This window comes from Kitasatospora sp. NPDC022785 (assembly GCF_055561295.1).
In genome coordinates this window covers 78,329-96,777 of the sequence record NZ_JBVHHB010000033.1, presented here as the reverse complement: position 1 = coordinate 96,777, position 18,449 = coordinate 78,329, and the positions used below count along the sequence as shown (strand labels likewise).

Below are 18,449 nucleotides of genomic sequence, written 5' to 3'. Positions count from 1 at the left end.
GCCGAGGACCCTCATGACCTCCACTGGCACGGGCAACTACATCGCCGCGATCGACCAGGGCACGACCTCCAGCCGCTGCATCATCTTCGGTGCGGACGGACGGATCGTCGCCGTCGACCAGCAGGAGCACCGGCAGATCTTCCCCCAGCCCGGCTACGTCGAGCACGACGCCGCCGAGATCTGGACCCGCGTCCAGTCGGTCGTCCGCGGCGCGCTGGAGAAGGCCGGCCTGACCAGGGACGACATCCGCGCGATCGGCATCACCAACCAGCGCGAGACCACCGTCCTGTGGGACAGGCACACCGGCGAGCCGGTGCACAACGCGCTGGTCTGGCAGGACACCCGCACCGAGGCGCTCTGCCGCGAGCTGGGCCGCAACGTCGGCCAGGACCGCTTCCGCCGCGAGACCGGCCTCCCGCTGGCCAGCTACTTCGCCGGCCCGAAGATCCGGTGGCTGCTGGACAACGTCGAGGGCCTGCGTGCGCGTGCCGAGGCCGGCGACATCCTGTTCGGCACCATGGACACCTGGGTGATCTGGAACCTCACCGGCGGTGCCAACGGCGGCAAGCACGTCACCGACGTCACCAACGCCAGCCGCACCATGCTGATGAACCTGCAGACCCTGGCCTGGGACGAGAAGATCGCCGAGTCCATGGGCGTGCCGCTGACCGTCCTGCCGGAGATCCGCTCCTCCGCCGAGGTCTACGGCCACGCCGTCGGCGACCTCGAGGGCGTGCCCGTCGCCTCCGCGCTGGGCGACCAGCAGGCCGCGCTGTTCGGCCAGACCTGCTTCGACAAGGGCGAGGCCAAGTCCACGTACGGCACCGGCACCTTCCTGCTGCTGAACACCGGCGAGGACATCGTCAACTCCTACCACGGCCTGCTGACCACCGTCGGCTACCGGATCGGCGACCAGAAGCCGGTCTACGCCCTGGAGGGGTCGATCGCCGTCACCGGCTCGCTGGTCCAGTGGCTGCGTGACCAGCTCGGCATCATCTCCACCGCCGCCGAGATCGAGACCCTCGCCAACACCGTCGAGGACAACGGCGGCGCCTACTTCGTCCCGGCCTTCTCCGGCCTGTTCGCCCCGTACTGGCGCTCCGACGCCCGCGGTGTTATCGCCGGCCTCACCCGGTACGTCACCAAGGGCCACCTGGCCCGGGCCGTGCTGGAGGCCACCGCCTGGCAGACCCGCGAGGTCGTCGACGCCATGGAGAAGGACTCCAAGGTCAAGCTGACCGCCCTGAAGGTCGACGGCGGCATGACCAGCAACAACCTGCTCATGCAGAACATCGCCGACGTGCTCGACGCACCGGTCGAGCGCCCGTACGTGGCCGAGACCACCGCGCTGGGCGCCGCCTACGCGGCCGGCCTGGCCGTCGGGTTCTGGAGCGACCTGGACACCCTGCGGGCCAACTGGCACCGCGCCGCCGAGTGGACCCCGCGCATGGACGAGGCCACCCGGGAGCGCGAGTACAAGAAGTGGCTCAAGGCCGTCGAGCGCACCATGGGCTGGGTGGAGGAGGACGAGCAGAGCTGACCCGCCAAGCCGGTCGGGGCCCCGCGGCCCCGGCCGGCTTGCCCCCGTTTCACCGGCCCGCCGCACCGGGCCGACCGGCCTCTCAGCAGGGGCCGCACCGCACACCGAGAGGAGTAACGGCGCCGCCCGACCCGCGCCGCCGTACACACACCATGGCTACCATCCCGACCCTGGGCGCCGAGCGCACCGCCGGCCGCACCGCCTCCCGCGCCGAGACCCGCGAGCTGCTGGGCAAGGCCACCTACGACCTGCTGGTGATCGGCGGCGGCATTCTCGGCACGGCCGTCGCCTGGACCGCCTCCCAGGCGGGCCTCAAGGTCGCCATGGTCGACGCCGGCGACTTCGCCGGTGCCACCTCCAGCGCCTCCTCCAAGCTGGTCCACGGCGGTCTGCGCTACCTGCAGACCGGCGCCGTCAAGCTGGTCGCCGAGAACCACAAGGAGCGCCGCGCGCTCGCCACCGACGTCGCCCCGCACCTGGTCAACCCGCTGACCTTCTTCGTGCCGGTCTACAAGGGCGGCCCGCACAGCGCGCCCAAGCTCGGTGCCGGCGTCTTCCTCTACTCGGCGCTCTCCGCCTTCCGCGACGGCATGGGCCGGGTCTCCACCGCCGCGCACGCCGCCCAGCAGGTGCCCGCGCTGCGCACCGAGGGCCTGCGCTCGGTGGCCGTCTACGGCGACCACCAGATGAACGACTCGCGCGTCGCCGTGATGACGGTGCGCGCCGCCGTCGACGCCGGCGCCGTGGTGCTCAACCACGCCGAGGTCACCGGCCTGCGGTTCACCGGCAGCCGGGTCACCGGCGCCGACCTGAAGGACCGCCTGGACGGCACCGAGTTCGGCGTCGACGCCCGCCTGGTGCTCAACGCCACCGGCCCCTGGGTCGACCACCTGCGCAAGATGGAGGACGCCGGCGCGGCCCCGTCCATCCGGCTGTCGAAGGGCGCGCACGTCGTCGTCAAGCGGCGCTCCCCGTGGCGTGCGGCCCTGACCATCCCGATCGACAAGTACCGCGTCTCCTTCGCCATCCCGTGGGAGGACCACGTCCTGCTCGGCACCACCGACGAGGAGTACACCGGCGACCCGCAGGACGTCCGGGCCACCGAGGCGGACATCGACCAGATCATGGGCGAGGCCGCGCACGCCATCCGCGACGAGCACATCGACCGCGACCTGATCACCTACGCCTTCGCCGGCCTGCGGGTGCTGCCCGGCGGCCCCGGCGACACCGCCGCCGCCAAGCGCGAGACCGTCGTCACCGAAGGCCGGGGCGGCATGCTGTCCGTCGCCGGCGGCAAGTGGACCACCTACCGGCACATCGGCCGCACCGTGCTGGAGAAGCTCGCCCACGTGCCCGGCACCAGCCTCGGCGAGGACATGTCGCCGATCGCCCCGACCGTGCCGCTGCCGGGCGTGGGCGCGCCGAACGCCGTCGCGCACCGTCTGCTGATCGACCGCGAGCCCGGCAACCGGATGGAGCCGCTGGTCGCCAAGCACCTGGCCAGCCACTACGGCACGCTCTCCTTCGAGATCGCCCGCATGATCGACGAGAACCCGGAGCTGGGCCGGCCGATCCACGAGGACGGGCCGGACGTCTGGGCGCAGGTCGCCTACGCCGCCGACAGCGAGTGGGCGTACACCGCGGACGACGTGCTGCGCCGCCGCACCACCATGACCGTGCGCGGCCTGGACACGCCGGAGATCCGCGACGAGGTCGAGGCCTTCCTCGCGAAGCGCGGTACGAAGTAGGCGGGACCAGGTGACGCGGGGCCGCGCGTAGCAGCGCAGGGCTCTGCGACCGACTCGGAGGGCGGGCACCCCAGGGCTGGGGGCGCCCGCCCTCCGTCGTGCCGGCGGTCCGGGGGCGCGGTCGGCGTTGGGCGGTCGGTGGCCGATGCCGGGGCGCGGTCCGGTGTTCGGTGGCCGGTGCCGGGGTCAGACCACCGCCCCGGCCTTGACCACGTGCTTCAGGTGGCGCTCCGGGGCCGTCAGCACCCCGAGGTCGGCCAGCGGGTCGCCGTCGACGAGCAGCAGGTCGGCGTGCGCCCCCGGCGCGAGGGTGCCGACCTGCCCCTCCATCCCGAGCAGCCGCGCCGCCGTGCTGGTGGCCGAACGGATCACGTCGGCGGCCGGCTGCACCTCGGCGCGGAGCCGGAACTCCTCCAGCTGCGCCGGGTGCAGCGGCCCGAGCAGGTCGCTGCCGTAGACCAGGTTGGCGCCCGCGCGGTGGGCGCGCTCCAGCGCCGCCAGCCCGGCGTCGCGCACCTCGGCCAGCTTGCGCTGCGAGGACTCGGGCAGGCCGGACCGGGCTCCGAGCTTCGCCGTCTGCTCGTACGCGATCAGGGTCGGCACCAGGAAGGCGTCCTTCTCCACCAGCAGCGCGAGCGTCTCGTCGTCGATCAGGTTGCCGTGCTCGACGCAGCGCACGCCGGCCCGCAGCGCCCGGTCGACGGCGCGCGGGTGGTAGGCGTGCACGGTGACGTAGCGGTTGTGGTTCTCCGCCTCCTCGACGGCGGCCCGGATCTCCTCCTCGCTGTACTGGACGGCGGCTATCTCGTCGTGCGGCGAGGCGACACCACCGGAGAGCAGCACCTTGAGGTGGGCCGCGCCCTTGCGGAACTCGTCGCGGGCGGCGGCGCGGACGGCGTCCACACCGTCGGCGATCCGGGCGAAGTTCGGGCGGGACTCGCAGCAGGGCAGCGTGTCCTCGCCGAGCGGGCGCAGGTCGCCGTGGCCGCCGGTCTGGGAGAGCGCCTTGCCGCCGTGGACCAGCCGGGGGCCGAGCGCCAGGCCCTCGTCCAGCGCGCGGGCCATGCCGTGGTCGGCGCCGCCGACGTCCCGGACGGTGGTGAAGCCGCGGCGCAGCATCCGCCCGGCCTCGGCCAGGGCCCGCACGGTGAGGTAGCCCGGGGTCCAGTTCGCGACCGCCCCCAGGTCGAGCGTGGTGACCAGCAGGTGGACGTGGGCGTCGATCAGGCCGGGCAGTGCGGTGGCGCCCTGGGCGTCGATCACCCGGACGCCGTCGCCGGGCGCGGGCGGGCGGCCGGTGCCGGTGGCGGCGATCCGGCCGTCGGCGATCTCGATCCAGCCGGTGTCGGTACGGGTCCCGGTCTCGGGGTGGAGCAGGTGGGCATGGGTGATCAGCAGTCGGCTCATGAAGGCGGTTCTCCTGGCGGGCAGAGTTCGGGGCGAAGATTTCAATACGACCTGTATTGAATACACCATGTATCGTGATCCTGTGAACCCACCCACGGTCGAACCCGATGCCCCCAGACCTCCGCGGCGGCGCGTCCACACCCGGGCGCGGATCCTCGCGGCCGCCGGCGAACTGTTCCTCTCCGCCGGGTACGGGCGGACGAGCATCGAGGACATCTGCGCCGCCGCCGGCTACACCCGCGGCGCGTTCTACTCGAACTTCGCGGGCAAGGAGGACCTGCTGCTGGCCCTCTTCGACGAGCAGGCGGCGGGCCGGATCGACGAGCTGGAGCGGCTGGCGGCGGCCGCCGGGGCGCTGGCGCCGCAGGAACGGGCACGGCGGCTGGTCGAGGCACTGCTGCGGGTCGAGCCGGCCGAGACCGGCTGGATCCTGCTCTTCCTGGAGTTCCGGCTGCTGGCCGCCCGGACACCCGGGCTGGCCGAGCGGGTCGCGGAGCACGACCGGGCGGTGTCCGCGGCGCTGGCGGCCGTCCTGGAGCGGGCGCTGCCCGGGCTGGTGCCGCCGGGCACGACGGCCGGGCAGGCCGCCGCGGTGATCCTGGCCGCCCGGGAGGGCCTGCTGGCCCGGACGGCGGCCGGCGGCCCGGCGGCGGAGGAACTGCTGGCGGCGTCGGCGGCTGTGCTGGGCGGGCTGCTCGACTGAGCCCTCCGCGGCGGCGAACACGCCGAAGGGCGGCACCCGTTGCGTACGGGTGCCGCCCTTCGGCGTGCGGTCGCGCTCGCGCGGTGGAGAGCTCGGTGCAGTGGAGCCGGTGCAGTGGAGCCGGTGCGGTGGAGAGCTCGGTGCGGTGGAGCCGGTGCGGTGGAGCCGGCGTCAGATGATCAGGCTGAGCGGCATGATCAGGGCGATGGCGACCACCGAGATCACCGTCTCCATCATCGACCAGGACTTCACGGTCTGGCCGACGCTCATCCCGAAGTACTCCTTCACCAGCCAGAAGCCGGCGTCGTTGACGTGCGAGAAGAACAGCGACCCGGCGCCGATCGCCAGCACCAGCAGGGCCGCATGGGTCGACGACATGTCGGCGGCCAGCGGGGCCACGATGCCCGCGGCGGTGATGGTGGCGACGGTGGCCGATCCGGTCGCCAGCCGGATCAGGACGGCGATCAGCCAGCCGAGCAGCAGGGCCGAGACGTGCCACTTGCTCGACCACTCGCTGACCGCGTTGCCCACGCCGACGTCGATCAGGGTCTGCTTGAAGCCGCCGCCCGCACCGACGATGAAGACGATGCCGGCGATCGGTCCCAGCGACCTGCCGACGGTGTCGGAGATCCGCTGCTTGGAGAAGCCCGCGGCCCGGCCGAGGGTCAGCATGCCCAGCAGGGTCGCGGCCAGCAGGGCGATCAGCGGGGAGCCGATGAAGTCGAACACCCGCTGGACCATCGCCTTCGGGTCGTCGATCACGACGTCGGCCAGCGCCTTGCCGAGCATCAGGACGACCGGCAGCAGGATGGTCGCCAGCACCGCGCCGAAGGACGGGGTCCGCTCGGGCTTGTCCGTCTCCGCCGGGGCGGTGGCCTGCGGGATCTCCAGCGGGCCGACCCACCGCTCGGCCACGCGGGCGAACAGCGGCCCGGCGATGATCAGGGTCGGGACGGCGATCAGCAGGCCGAGCGCCAGGGTGACGCCGAGGTCGGCCTTCAGCGCGTCGACGGCCACCAGCGGGCCCGGGTGCGGCGGGACGAGCCCGTGCAGCACCGAGAGGCCGGCCAGCGCGGGTATCCCGATCCGCATCAGCGGGACGTTCCCCCGGCGGGCGACCAGCAGCACGATCGGGATCAGCAGGACGACGCCGACCTCGAAGAACAGCGGCAGGCCGAGGACGGCCGCGATCAGCGCCATCGCCCACGGAAGCATCCTGGGACCCGAGCGGGACAGCACGGTGTCCGCGATGATGTTCGCCCCGCCGGAGTCGGCGAGCAGCTTGCCGAGCATCGCGCCCAGGCCGATCAGCAGACCGACGCCGGCGACCGTGGCGCCGAAGCCCGTCGAGAAGCTGGACAGCAGCTTGTCGAACGGAGCGCCCGCGACGGCGGCCAGCAGGCCCGAACCGAGGGTCAGGGCGAGAAACGGGTGCAGCTTCAGTTTGGTGATCAGCAGCACAATGGCGCCGATGCTGATCAGCACCGCGATCAGCAGCTGGGAGTCGCTGCCGGTGTGCGGCAGGGCCGGTGGGGCGGCCGCGAGCACGAGGGTGGGGGTCACGCGAGGTCTCCATTGACGGGCCGCAGCAGAGCCACGGCCATCTCGACGAGTTCTTCTGGGGACGGGCCGACGTCCAGGACGGCGCCGCGCTCGTCCGCCCCGAGGGGTTCCAGGGCGGCGTACTGCGAGTCGAGCAGCGACGGCGGCATGAAGTGGCCGCTGCGGTGGGCGAGCCGGTCCTCGACCAGCTCGTGACCGCCGCTGAGGTGCAGGAAGAAGGCGCCCGGGCAGGCCGCGCGCAGGGTGTCGCGGTAGCGGTGCTTCAGCGCCGAGCAGGTGACCACGCCGCCGGTGCGGGCCTCGCTCCGCTCTCCGAGCCAGCCGCCGAGGGCGCGCAGCCAGGGGGCGCGGTCCTCGTCGTCCAGCGGGATCCCGGCCGACATCTTGGCGATGTTGGCGGGCGGGTGGAAGTCGTCCGCCTCGGCGTAGGGGAGGCCGAGGCGGTCGGCCAGGAGGCGGGCCAGGGTGGTCTTGCCGACACCGGAGACGCCCATCACCACGACCGTGAGGGGGCCGGGGGTGGTGGGCGCGGGGGTGTCGTGGTTCTCGACGCTGAGAGCCATGGGTGGTGCTCCTTCGTTGCCAGGCCGCCACTATCGCCCCAAAGATATGACGTATTCAAGTGATGGAAACCAAATCGTCATACTTTTGATGACGGGGCTGGAAGGGACTCCGAGGGCGACGGGCACGACGGGCGACGGGCAGCGGGCAGCGGGCAGCGGGGACGAGGGCCGCGCGGCACGCGGCGGCGGGTGACGTCTAGGCTGGGCGGATGGAGATCCAGGGGCTGCCCGGCCGACTGCTTGCCGAGCTCGGACCGGCCATCGCGTCCGGGGAGATTCCCGAGGGCGCGGTGCTGCGCAGCGAGGAGCTGGAGGGGCGGTTCGGGGTGTCGCGGACGGTGGTCCGCGAGGCGGTGCGGATCCTGGAGGGGATGGGCCTGGTGGCGTCCCGGCGCCGGGTCGGCATCACCGTCCAGCCGAAGTCCGACTGGGACGTCTTCGATCCGCTGGTGATCCGCTGGCGGCTGGCGGGCAGCGACCGGCCGGCGCAGCTGCGTTCGCTCGGCTCACTGCGGGTCGCGGTGGAGCCGGCTGCGGCGGCCCTCGCCGCACAGCACGCCAGCGACGACGACCGTCGCCAACTCAGCGCACTGGCAGTCGAGTTGACGATGACGGCGCGCGCCGCCGATCTGGAGACCTTCCTCCGGCACGACATCGCCTTCCACGCCACCGTGCTGCGGGCGTCCGGGAACGAGATGTTCGCCCACCTCGGGGAGACCGTCGGGGCGGTGCTGACCGGCCGGACCGAGTACGATCTGATGCCCCATCAGCCGGAGCCGTACGCGATCCGGCTGCACCGCGAGGTCGCGGAGGCGATCTGCGCGGGGGATGCCGGGCATGCGGAGCAGGCGATGCGGACGATCGTGGCGGGCGCGCTGGAGGAGCTCAACCAGCAGTTGGACCGGCCCGCGGCCGAGCCGGGGCTTTCCGGTACAGATCAGACGATTTGACGGCAGTTCGGTGAATTCGGGCGCATAGTCCGGGTACGGCAGGGCAGAGTGTTCCCCGGGGGGCGCGTTTCGCGCGCCCGTCCCGCACGCCTGCCACCGTCGACCGCGCTGGGGGTCGCCCGATGTCCGTCGCACGCCGTCGCCGCCGTCTGCCCGACGAGGTGCGGGTCGCCGCCGTCCGGGCGGTGCTCTGCCTGGCGTTCACCCTGGTCGGCCTGTTGATCGCCACGCTGGCCTCGTACGCGGGCAGTTGGCTGATGACGCCCGCGCTGATGGCGATGGGGCTCGGGGTCTTCGGCTCGGCGTGGTGCCTGCTGGAGATCCTGATCTCGCGCCAGGTCGCCGCGCAGCGGATGCGCGGTCCGAACTCGGCGTCGCCGATGGCGGGCAGCCGGGCCCCCTCCGGCCCCCGGCCGCTCCCCCGCCCGGCCGGCCCACCGGCCCACCGAAGCACACCCTACGGAGGCAGCCCGGGAACGGGCACGCCCTACGGAGCCGCGCCGGGCGGGCGTCCGCCGCCGGGCGGTCCGCCGCGTCAGCCGCGGATGCCCGCCGCGTAGCCGTACGGCTCTGGCCGGTCGCACGCGGCGCCCGGCTCGCGGGCAGCGCGCAGCTCGCGGACGTCGCGCAGCGGCCGGTACGGGTGGCGGAGCGGTTCGCGGCCCGAACAGGACGGCGCCCGCCGCGGCTCCTCGCAGACGGTCAGGCCGGGACGGCCCGGTAGTGCGAGGTGATCCGGCCGGTGTCGTCCAGCACGTGGAAGACGAGCATCGGCGGCTGGTCGAAGGTGACGTCGCCCTCGCCCTCGCAGGCCAGCGTGACGGTGGAGACGACGCCGGGCGCGACCAGGACGGGCAGCCCGGCGAAGGTGGTGGCCGCGCCGGTGTGGGCGTGGCCACAGAGCAGGGCGGCCACGCGGGGGTGGCGGGCCAGCACCTCGGCGAGGCGCTCCTCGCCGAACTGGCGGATCGGGTCGACGTACGACAGCTGGAGGTCGGCCGGCGGGTGGTGGAAGGCCACCAGCGCGGGCAGCTCCGGGCGGCCGTCGGCGAGCCGGGCGTCCAGCCAGGCCAGCGTCTCGTCGTCCAGGAGGCCGTCGTCGCGGCCGGGGATGGAGGAGTCGATCATCAGGAGGTCGGCACCGGGCAGCTCGTGCCGCCGGTTGACCGGCCCCTCCGCGGGCACCTCGCCGAGCAGCACCTCGCGGTACGGCGCGCGCCGGTCGTGGTTGCCGGGGCAGGTGAACACCTGGTGACGGGAGCTCAGCACCTTGGCGACCCGCTCGTACTCCCCCGGCAGGCCGTGGTCGGCGAGGTCGCCGGTGACCAGCACGGCGTCCAGCGGGCCGGGCAGGGCGTTGAGGTGGGCCATCACCTGCTCGGCCCGCCGGTACGCGCGGGCGCCGGCGTCGCCGTCCTGGTCCTGGCCGATGTGGATGTCACTGAAGTGAGCGATCGTCAACATGCGGACACGCTAGTACGACCACCGGACGGCGTCACCTGACAACCTGTCACGCGATCGGGGCCTCCGCGGGGCGCTTGAACATCCGGGTGGCGGTGATCTCACCGTGGATGGCCGGGCCGTCCGGGTCCGGCGCGGCCGGCAGGCCCGGGCGCAGGTGCTCCTCCACGGAGATGTACTTGAGCCCGGCCCGCAGGTCCGCGTCGTTGCGCAACCGGATGACCAGCGGGAACTCGGCCAGCGCGGTGGTGTCGAAGAGGCCGGTGGTGTAGATCAGCTGGACACCGAGGGCGTCGGCCACGGCCCGCTGGAGCTCCAGCAGGTAGGTGGCGTTGGCGCGGCCGATCGGATTGTCCAGGAAGAGCGTGCCGGCGTGCCGCAGCTGGGACTGGCCGCGGTCGTTGGCGCGCAGCGCGGCCATCGTGCAGTAGAGCGCGATGGCGGCGGTGAGCAGCTGGCCGCCGGAGAAGACGTCGGACATCTGGCCGACGCCGACCCGCTCGGCGCGCAGCACGGCGTCCGGCTTGAGGATCTCGACGGAGACGCCGCGCGGGCCGATCGCGGCGGCCACGCCGCGCAGCAGCAGGGACATGCCGTCGCGGCGCAGGTCGCTGTTCTTCTTGACGGCGGCGCGGGTGGCCTCGTCGATGACCTCGCCGAGGCGTTCGACCAGGGTGGCGTGGTCCGGGTCCTCGAAGCGGATCCGGAGGAACTCCTGGCCGGACCACTCCCCCAGGCCCTCGGGCAGGCGGGAGAGCCGCTGGGCGGCGCGCAGGGTGGTGAGCGAGGACTCCACCAGGCCGCGCAGGCGGTCGACGATCGAGCCGCGGTTGCGCTCCAGTTGGGCGAGTTCGTCGGTGAGCACGCGCAGCCGGGGGGCGAAGGCAGTGGCCCAGGCGGCGGCGTGGTCGGGCAGGGCGGAGGCGGGCAGTTCGCGGATCTGCTGGCGGGCGGGGGTGCGGACGGCCTCGTAGCGGACGGCGTTGGCGTGCCGGACGAGCGCGTCGGAGGCGTCGCGGACGGCGAGTTCGGCGGAGGAGAGCTCGCCGGCGGCGGTGCGCAGGGCCCGGCGGGCGTCGGCGGCGGCGGTGCGGGCGTCGGCGAGTGCGCCGAGGTAGGGCTCGGCCGGCCGGCCGTCGTCGTCCTGGTGCTCGCGCAGGCCGTCGCGGAGCTGGCCGGCGTGCTCGTCGAAGTCGGCGGCGGCGGACTGGGCGGCGTCGAAGGTGCGCTGCAGGTCGGCGTGTGCGGTGCGGGCGGTCTCGACCGTCTCGCGGCGCTCGGCGAGCCGGCTGGTGGCGGTGCGCAGCAGGACCTGGGCGTGCTCGGGGTCGGCGGGGACGAGGTCCTCGGGCAGCTCGGTGTGGGCCTCGCCGTCGGCGGGTGCGGAGCGCTCGGCCTCGCCGCGCAGTCGGCCGAGCTGCTCGCTGGCGGCGGCGGAGCGGGCCTCGATGGTGGCGACCAGTTCCTCGGCGCGGGCGGCGGCGGCCTGACGGGCGGGGCCGTCGGCGCCGTCGGGGCTGCCGAGCAGTTCCTCGGCGCGGGTGCGGACCTTGTTGGTGAGGCGGTCGAGTTCGGTCGCGGCGGCGGCCTCGTCGCCCTCGGCACGGGCCTGTTCGGCACGCAGGTCGGCGCCGACGCCGACCTTCTCGTAGAGCTGGGAGGCGGCGCGGTAGGCCTCGCGCAGGGCGGGCAGGGCGGCGGGGATGCCGGTGTCGGGCTCGTCGTCCTGCTCGGCGGCGGGGATCTCGGCGCGTTCGGCGCGCAGGGTCCGTGCGGTGCGGCGGGCGTCGTCGGCGGCGCGCTGGGCGGCCCGGCGGTCCTCGTCGCAGGTGCGGGCGCGCTCGGCGCACTGGGCCTGGCGGCGGTCGCACTCGGTGGCGTCCTCGGCGAGTTCGCGCAGGGAGCGCGTCCAGCCGGCGCGTTCGCGCAGCCGGAAGGCGAGGCCGGAGAGGGCGTCGGCGCGGCGGCGGGCGCGCTGGGCGGCCTCGCGGTGCTCCTCGTGGGCGAAGGCGGCTGCGGCGTGGTCGGTCTCGGCCTCGTCGTGGTCGGCGCGCAGGGTGCCGAGGGCGGCGGCGGCCTGCTCGGCGTGCTCGCGGGCGGCCTCGGCGGCGGCGGCGAGCTCGGCGAGGGTGCCGGGCGGGCAGCTGGCGTGCCAGGAGGCGAGGCGGGCGGCGAGGGCGCGGTCGCCGCCGAGCCGGGCGGCGAGTTCGCGGATGTGCTCCTCACGGGCGGTGGCGCGGGTGCGCAGTTCGCGGCGCTCGTCGTCGGCGGCGGACTCGTCGTGCATGGCCGGGTTCGGCGGCACGACGAAGAAGGGGCAGAAGGCGGGCCCCTCGTCTGCCGTGAGCGGGGCGATCAGCGAGGCGGCGGCGCCGACGGCCACGGTGGAGCGCGGCAGCAGGGCGGCGGCCTGGAGCGCCTCACGGGCCCGCTCCAGCGAGTCGGTGTCGGTGATGACCACGCCGTCGACCAGTTCGGGCCGGGCGGCGAGGATCGCCTCGTGGTCCACCGGGTCGACGGACTGGGCGAGGTAGCGCCAGCCGGGCAGGGCGGGGATGCCGTGCTCGGCGAGGTACTCGACGGTGGCGAGGACGTCCGGGCCGGGCGGCAGCAGGCCGCCGTCGCCGAGCGCGGCGAGGATGCGGGAGTCGTCGGCGGCGGCGGTGCGCAGGTCGAACAGGGTGCGTTCGGCGGTGGCGATGGCCTCGTCGAGCTGCTCGCGCAGCGCCTCGGCGGAGCGGTCCAGCACGGCCGGGGTGAGGAAGCCGGCCTCCTCCTCCGCGCCGTCCTGGTAGGGGGTCAGGGAGAGCAGGTCGGCGAGGCGCTGCTCGGTGGCGAGCAGGGCGGCGGTGCGCTGCTCGGTGGCGAGGGCCCGGGCGGCGGCCTTGCGGGCGTCGCCGGCGCGTTCGGCGGCGAGTTCGGCGCGGCCGGTGGCGGCGGCGGCCTCCCGCAGCCGGGCGGCGGCGGACTCGGCGGCCGTGCGGGCCTGGGCGAGCGCGGCGCCGGCGGCCTTCTCCACGTCGGCGGCGTGCAGGGCCGCGCGGGCCGGGTCGACGTCGCCGTCGGCGTCGATGAAGCCGGCCTCGACGGCGGCGGCGGTCTCCTGCTCGACCTCGGCGAGGCGCTGGCGCAGGTGGTCGGCCTCGCTGCGGGCCTTCTGGGCGGCGGTGGCGGCCTCGGTGGCGTCGCTCTGGGCCTTGGAGCCGTCGGCCTGCAGCTCGCCCGCCCGCTGCTCCTCGGTGTCGGCGCGGTCCTCGGCGGCCGCGGCGGCGGCTTCGAGGGCGCGGGCCAGGGCGGTGGCGGCGCGGGCGCGGGCGGCCAGCGCGGGGGCGGCGTCCAGCTCGGCCTCGCGGATGGCGGCGGCGACCCGGGCCACCCGGTCGGCGGCGGCGCGCTGGCGCAGCACGGCCTCGGCGGCCTGCCAGGCGGCGTGCAGGGTGCGGGCCTCGGTCAGCTCGCGGCGCAGCGCGGCGGCCTCGGTGGTGGCGGCGGCCAGGCCCAGGGTGGCGTGCCGGTGGGTGAGTTCGGCGGTGATCAGGGTGTGCCGGGTGCGGTCGGCCTCGGCGGCGGTGACCGCGCTCGCCGCGGCGGCGACCTCGATGGCGAGGTCCTGGGCGCGGTCGCGTTCGGCGGCGGCCCGGGAGGTGAGGGCGTGCGCGAGCCGGCGGGTGCGGCGCTCGGCGGTGCGGTGGGCCTCGCGGACGGTCTCGCGGGCGGTGGTGGCCTCGGCGATCCGCTCCAGCAGGTCGAGCGAGCCGGCCGTGAAGTCGCGTTCGGCGGTGAGTTCGGCGCGGCGGCCGAGCTTGGCGGCGAAGCCGTGGACGAGGTCGGCGAGGCCGTCGGTGTCGCGGGTGTCGGTGACGGCGCGCAGCAGCAGGTCGGTGAAGTCGCTGTCGTGCTTGACCGCGAAGAGGCCTGCCGCCTCGCCCTCGTCGGCGTTCATCTCGCGCTGGTAGCGGAAGAGTTCGGGGTCGAGGCCGAGGTCGCCGAGGTGCTCCGTCCAGCGGTCGTGGCCGTCCTCGAAGACCAGGTCGAGGTGCGGGTGGGCCTTGCCGGCCTCGGTGAGGGCGTCGCGGAAGCCCTTCATGGTGCGGCGGCGGCCGCGGGCCTTCTGGTCGCCGGCCAGGCTGACCCGCTCGGCGACGGGCAGCGAGTCCAGGGTGAGGCCGGGGCCGGGGCGGAAGGAGTACCAGGTCTCGGCGAACTTGCGCGGGTCGGAGGAGACCTGGCGGCCGCGCCACTCGCTGACCTTGCCGACCACGATCAGCTCGCCGGTGACGGTGTGCTGCCACTCCAGGGCGACGTGGCCGCAGTCGTCGGCGAGCAGGAACTTGCGCAGCACGCCGGAGCTGGCGCCGCCGAGGGTGTTGCGGTGGCCGGGGAGCATCACCGAGAAGATCAGCTTGAGCAGGACGGACTTGCCGCCGCCGTTCTCCAGGAACAGCACGCCGGCCGGGGCGGGCCGGCGCACCGGGCCCTCGGCCTCCTCGCCGAAGAGGCCGATCTGCTGCGGGGCCGGGTCGGCGACGGGCTCGCCGACGCCGCGCAGGTCGAGCACCGTGTCGGCGTACCGGGCGCCGGCCGGCCCGATCGAGTAGAGGCGGACCCGGTTGAGCTCGTACATGTGCGGCGGTTCTCCAGATGGGCGGTGCGGGAGGAGACGGGCGGTGCGGGAGGTTCGGTCAGAGGGAGTGGAACGGCAGGCCCGCGTCGGCGACCAGCTCGTCGGCGGTGTCCGGCGGGAGCAGGCTGGCGGTGCCGTCGGAGACGGGGACGACGCCGAGGTCGAGCAGTTCGGCCATGGCGGCGCTGCCGGCCAGGTCGCGCACCTGGAGCTGGTAGCGGGCGGTGGTGCGGTAGGTGCCGCCGGCGTCGTCCGAGGTCTTCTGCAGGAAGCCCGAGTCGACCAGGAACATCACGGCCTTGGCGACGATGCCGATGGTCGAGCCGGAGAGCCGGCGGGCGTCCTTGGTGGCGCCGGTGGCGGTGCGCCGGGCCCAGACCCGCCAGGCGGCCTCCAGGCCGGGCGCGTCGCTCTGCGGGTCGGTGTTGGCGCCGTCGGCCTCGGCCTGCTCCTCCAGCCGGCGGCAGGCCTGGCGGACGAAGGAGTCGACGCCGTTGACGGTGATCCGGCCGAGGTAGCCGTCGTCGGCGAGGTCCTCGGGGCGGGGGAAGGCCATCGCGGCGACGGCCAGGTGGGCCAGACCGTGCAGGAAGCGGTCGGTGGACTCGGAGGCGGCGCGGCGCGAGTAGTCGCCCATCCGGACGGCGAAGACGGAGTCCTCGGCGGCGGCCACGGCCATGCCGGCGCGCGGCGAGACCTCCAGCACCACCAGGCCCATGCCGGTGGCGACGGCGTCGGCGAGGCGGGCGAACGGCGGGTCCTCGCGGTGGCGGCGGACCAGCTCGGCGTACTCGGCGTCACGGGCGGGGAGCAGCTTGGCCTGGAGGCCGAAGGAGACCAGCCGGGCCGCGTCGGCGACATCGGCCGGGGTGATCGCGGCGGGGGCGGCCGGCTCGGTCTCGGGCGCCCAGGACGTGTCGTGGTGGGTCGTCACGGGCGGTACTCCTCGGGGGTGTTGCCACCGGTGCGGGTGGTCTGCGTGGTCCGGGCGGTCCGGTTGGCCCGGATGGCCTGTACGGTCCGGACGGTCTGGCGGTGCGTCAACTGGCGTCCTTGCGGTCGGCCGCCATGCCGGCCGCGTCCAGCAGGGCGCTGCCGACGATGAGGTCGGCGCCGCCGAACTCCGGGTCGTGCAGCCGGGTGCCGTCGTCGACCGCGAAGAGCAGCCGCTCCTCGCCCTGCCGGTAGGCGGTGCCGACCGGCGGGCTGGCCGCGTGCACGGCCAGCAGGGCGACCAGGTACGGAAGCTCAGGGTCCTGCTTGCGGGCGTCTGCGAGCAGGCCGGACAGCCGGCGGGGCGCGTCGGCGGGCAGGTCGAGCAGCTCCAGCGCGGACTCCAGCTGCGCCTCGGAGAACCGGCTGTCGTCGGGGGTGGCGACGAGGTCCGGGTCGGGCAGCTCGGCACCCAGGTGCTCGCGCTCGACCGGCGGGGTGAGCAGCAGGTCCACCAGGTCGGCGACGCGGACCGAGACGGGCGTGCGCAGGCCGGTGCCGCGGGCGAAGAAGGCGCCGGTGGGCCGGACGGCCTGCTCCACCGGCAGCCGCAGCACGGGCGCGAGCAGCTGCCCGTAGAGGTCGATGCCGCTGCGGGCGCCGGGCGTGGCGAAGGCCTGGCGGTCCTGCTCGGCGCGGAACAGCGGGCCGGCCTCCAGCAGACGGGTCTGCAGTTTCGTGTGGCGGCGGATGCAGTCCTTGACGATGTCGAGCAGCTCGGCGGCGCGGCGCTTGTGCTCCGCCCCCTCGGGAGTGTGGGGCTCGGCCTCGTCCCGGGCCTTGCGGATGTTGGTGAGAATCGCGTTCTCGTGCCGGTAGCGGTCGGCGATGTGGTCGAGCGCCTCGTCGATGAGGTCGGGGATGGCCTGCATCCAGTCGACGGCACGCACGTTGCGCCGGGTGGCGTCGAGGGCGCGGCGCAGCGTCTCGGCGTACTGGACGGTCCGGTAGCGGGCCTGCTCGGCGGCGAGCTGGGCGTCCGCCAGGCGGCCCCGGCGGATCAGCACCTCCAGCTTGACCTCGGCGGCGATCTGGGCCGAGGTGACGTCGGTGTCGAGTGCGCCGACCAGGACGTTGACCGCCTCGTCGGTGGTGCGCAGGTAGACGCCGCCGTCGGGGCCGGGCACCTCCTCGATCAGCTTGAAGTCGTAGTCGCGGCGGACGTACGCGCCGTCCGCGCCGAAGGTGCCGTAGACGGCGCGGAAGCCGCGGTCGACGCTGCCGACGTTGATCAGCGACTCCAGCACCCAGCGGGCGACCCGCTCGTGCTCGGCGGTGGGCCGGCCCGCGGCCTGGGCGGCGACGCGGGGCAGCAGCCGGGCGAGCACTATGTCGCGGTCGGCCCCGGTGTCGAAGTCCATGTGCAGGGTGACCAGGTCGATCGCGGCGAGGCCGACCTCGGCCATCGCGTAGCCGCCGTACTCGCCGGCCAGCATCCCCTTGCGGCTGTCCAGGTCGTGGAGCGGGGCGGTGCAGGCCAGCGCCTTGAGCCGGCGGGCGAGGCCCTCGTCGGCTGCGGGGCCGGGCGCGGGCCGCACGGCGGCGGTGGCGGGCCCGGCGGGCGGCCGGAGCCCGTGCTCGGTGGACGGGTCAGCGATGGCGGTCACGGTGGACAAGATTAGAGGTAGGCACCGACTTCGACCGAAACGGACCTTACGGGCGGGCTGGGGCCGGGCCGGGGCCGAGCCGAACGCGCGGCACTAGAACTGGATTTCGAGAAAACGGCTTCGCGGCGCGCCCGGCCCGGCCATCATGCGTCCTATGATCACCAGACTGGTTCGAGGCGGCCTGGCCGCCGCACTGGCCGCGACCACCCTCGCCGCGGGCGCCGCCGTCTCCGCCGCCGCGACCCCCGCCCGGACGGCGGTCACCGGCCCGAACGTCGGCGTCACCCAGGCCGGGAACTACCCGATCTTCCCGGTCGACAACACCAACTTCTCGGTGACCTGGAAGTCCTCCGGCACCACCGACCTCACCGGCGTCACCCACCTCACCGTCGAACTGCCGCCCGGTCTGACCACGAGCGGCGCGACGATCACCTCGTTCCAGGACTACACCTTCACCGAGACGATCTCACCCGACGCCCGCCGCCTGGACGCCTACTTCACCGGCAACCGGGCTCCGGGGCGCAGCGAGTTCATGAAGGTCTTCGTGCAGTCCCACGGCACCAGGCCCGCCGGGACGATCAAGGTGACGGCCGCGAACCGGAACGACGCGGACCCGTCCGACAACGTCTCGACCTACGTGCTCGGCAGCGGCCCGCAGGCCCCGGCCACCCAGGCGGCGCCCGTGGTGACCGGTATCGACACCTCGTCCGGCGCGGGCACGGGCGGCACCACCGTCACGCTGACCGGCACCGACCTGGACAACGGCTTCGTGCTGTTCGGCGACTCGGTCGCGGCCGGCGGCTGCACCGGCACCACCTGCACCGTGACCACCCCCGGCGGCGCGGGCAGCACGCCGGTCACCGTGGTCACCCCGGGGGGTTCCGCGGCCACCTCCACCCCGTTCGACTACACCGGCGCGGCTCCCCCGGCGCCGCCCGCCCCGGTGGTCACCGGCCTGACCACCGGCTCCGGCCCGGCCGCCGGCGGCACCCAGATCTACGTCCAGGGCGGCAACCTGGCCCAGGGCACCGTGCGCTTCGGCGGCGTCCCGGCCACCCGTTACTCCTGCGGCGTGTCGCTCTGCTCGGCGACCGCCCCGGCGGGGACGGGCGTGGTCGACGTCACGGTGACCACGCCCGGCGGGACGAGCGCGATCGGCGCGGCGGACCGGTTCACGTACACCGCGTAGCGGGTTTCGCAGGGAGTGGCCGGGCGCGGGGTTCGCGTCCGGCCACCGGCCGTTTCCGGGCGGACCACGGGCGGGTGCCGGCTGTGCCCCGGATCCGCCCC

13 protein-coding genes are annotated in these 18,449 nt (G+C 74.6%); 6 read left to right on the top strand and 7 right to left on the bottom strand.

The genetic code is table 11. From position 1 onward, the window contains the following. Window positions 1-13 precede the first annotated feature (13 nt). Both glpK and ACZ3YO_RS35500 read left to right on the top strand, forming a co-directional pair. Window positions 14-1,540 carry a glycerol kinase GlpK gene (gene glpK, locus ACZ3YO_RS35505; protein ID WP_465577799.1) on the top strand — a complete coding sequence of 509 codons (1,527 nt, stop codon included), beginning with the start codon at window positions 14-16 and terminating at the stop codon, window positions 1,538-1,540. 152 nt (window positions 1,541-1,692) lie between these two features. After that, window positions 1,693-3,288 (top strand): glycerol-3-phosphate dehydrogenase/oxidase, encoded by a 1,596-nt coding sequence (locus tag ACZ3YO_RS35500; RefSeq protein WP_465577797.1) that lies wholly within the window; start codon window positions 1,693-1,695, stop codon window positions 3,286-3,288. Window positions 3,289-3,474: 186 nt separating this feature from the next. Here ACZ3YO_RS35500 and ACZ3YO_RS35495 read toward each other — a convergent pair whose 3' ends face one another. Beyond that, a complete protein-coding gene (locus tag ACZ3YO_RS35495; RefSeq protein WP_465577795.1) occupies window positions 3,475-4,695 on the bottom strand; it encodes a metal-dependent hydrolase family protein in 1,221 nt (406 codons plus the stop codon). A gap of 82 nt (window positions 4,696-4,777) precedes the next feature. Between ACZ3YO_RS35495 and ACZ3YO_RS35490 the strand changes: the two genes are divergently transcribed. After that, window positions 4,778-5,398 (top strand): TetR/AcrR family transcriptional regulator, encoded by a 621-nt coding sequence (locus ACZ3YO_RS35490; RefSeq protein ID WP_405362597.1) that lies wholly within the window; start codon window positions 4,778-4,780, stop codon window positions 5,396-5,398. A 171-nt stretch (window positions 5,399-5,569) separates the two neighbouring features. Here the strand turns inward: ACZ3YO_RS35490 and ACZ3YO_RS35485 are convergent, their stop codons facing one another. Beyond that, window positions 5,570-6,961 carry a GntT/GntP/DsdX family permease gene (locus ACZ3YO_RS35485; protein WP_465577793.1) on the bottom strand — a complete coding sequence of 464 codons (1,392 nt, stop codon included), beginning with the start codon at window positions 6,959-6,961 and terminating at the stop codon, window positions 5,570-5,572. Continuing rightward, window positions 6,958-7,524, bottom strand: coding sequence for a gluconokinase (locus ACZ3YO_RS35480; RefSeq protein ID WP_465577791.1), 567 nt, complete (start codon window positions 7,522-7,524; stop codon window positions 6,958-6,960). Before ACZ3YO_RS35480 ends, ACZ3YO_RS35485 begins: the two co-directional genes overlap by 4 nt. Before the next feature lie 209 nt (window positions 7,525-7,733). Here ACZ3YO_RS35480 and ACZ3YO_RS35475 point away from each other — a divergent pair, with 209 nt between their 5' ends. Both ACZ3YO_RS35475 and ACZ3YO_RS35470 read left to right on the top strand, forming a co-directional pair. Next, window positions 7,734-8,474: a FadR/GntR family transcriptional regulator gene (locus tag ACZ3YO_RS35475; protein WP_465577789.1), complete on the top strand. Its 741-nt coding sequence runs from the start codon at window positions 7,734-7,736 to the stop codon at window positions 8,472-8,474. 122 nt (window positions 8,475-8,596) lie between these two features. Then, entirely contained in the window at window positions 8,597-9,034 is a 438-nt protein-coding gene (locus tag ACZ3YO_RS35470) for a hypothetical protein (protein ID WP_465577787.1), read from the top strand. A gap of 142 nt (window positions 9,035-9,176) precedes the next feature. On the opposite strand, the gene ACZ3YO_RS35465 is transcribed toward ACZ3YO_RS35470, so the two are convergent. The 4 genes from ACZ3YO_RS35465 to ACZ3YO_RS35450 all read right to left on the bottom strand — a co-directional run bounded on the left by ACZ3YO_RS35465 (window position 9,177) and on the right by ACZ3YO_RS35450 (window position 17,150). Continuing rightward, entirely contained in the window at window positions 9,177-9,938 is a 762-nt protein-coding gene (locus tag ACZ3YO_RS35465) for a metallophosphoesterase (protein ID WP_465577785.1), read from the bottom strand. A 46-nt stretch (window positions 9,939-9,984) separates the two neighbouring features. Next, entirely contained in the window at window positions 9,985-14,559 is a 4,575-nt protein-coding gene (locus tag ACZ3YO_RS35460) for a hypothetical protein (protein WP_465577783.1), read from the bottom strand. A 58-nt stretch (window positions 14,560-14,617) separates the two neighbouring features. Further along, a complete protein-coding gene (locus ACZ3YO_RS35455) occupies window positions 14,618-15,493 on the bottom strand; it encodes a hypothetical protein (protein ID WP_465551227.1) in 876 nt (291 codons plus the stop codon). 106 nt (window positions 15,494-15,599) lie between these two features. Next, window positions 15,600-17,150, bottom strand: coding sequence for a hypothetical protein (locus ACZ3YO_RS35450; protein WP_465577825.1), 1,551 nt, complete (start codon window positions 17,148-17,150; stop codon window positions 15,600-15,602). 163 nt (window positions 17,151-17,313) lie between these two features. Here ACZ3YO_RS35450 and ACZ3YO_RS35445 point away from each other — a divergent pair, with 163 nt between their 5' ends. After that, complete coding sequence (locus ACZ3YO_RS35445) at window positions 17,314-18,348, top strand: IPT/TIG domain-containing protein (protein ID WP_465577781.1); 1,035 nt, start codon at window positions 17,314-17,316, stop codon at window positions 18,346-18,348. Window positions 18,349-18,449 lie beyond the last annotated feature (101 nt).

Coding starts and splice junctions, on each gene's coding strand:
- ACZ3YO_RS35465 (WP_465577785.1), bottom strand. CDS start 9,938: ATGTTGACGATCGCTCACTTCAGTGACATCCACATCGGCCAGGACCAG.
- ACZ3YO_RS35460 (WP_465577783.1), bottom strand. CDS start 14,559: ATGTACGAGCTCAACCGGGTCCGCCTCTACTCGATCGGGCCGGCCGGC.
- glpK (WP_465577799.1), top strand. CDS start 14: ATGACCTCCACTGGCACGGGCAACTACATCGCCGCGATCGACCAGGGC.
- ACZ3YO_RS35495 (WP_465577795.1), bottom strand. CDS start 4,695: ATGAGCCGACTGCTGATCACCCATGCCCACCTGCTCCACCCCGAGACC.
- ACZ3YO_RS35480 (WP_465577791.1), bottom strand. CDS start 7,524: ATGGCTCTCAGCGTCGAGAACCACGACACCCCCGCGCCCACCACCCCC.
- ACZ3YO_RS35475 (WP_465577789.1), top strand. CDS start 7,734: ATGGAGATCCAGGGGCTGCCCGGCCGACTGCTTGCCGAGCTCGGACCG.
- ACZ3YO_RS35500 (WP_465577797.1), top strand. CDS start 1,693: ATGGCTACCATCCCGACCCTGGGCGCCGAGCGCACCGCCGGCCGCACC.
- ACZ3YO_RS35470 (WP_465577787.1), top strand. CDS start 8,597: ATGTCCGTCGCACGCCGTCGCCGCCGTCTGCCCGACGAGGTGCGGGTC.
- ACZ3YO_RS35445 (WP_465577781.1), top strand. CDS start 17,314: ATGATCACCAGACTGGTTCGAGGCGGCCTGGCCGCCGCACTGGCCGCG.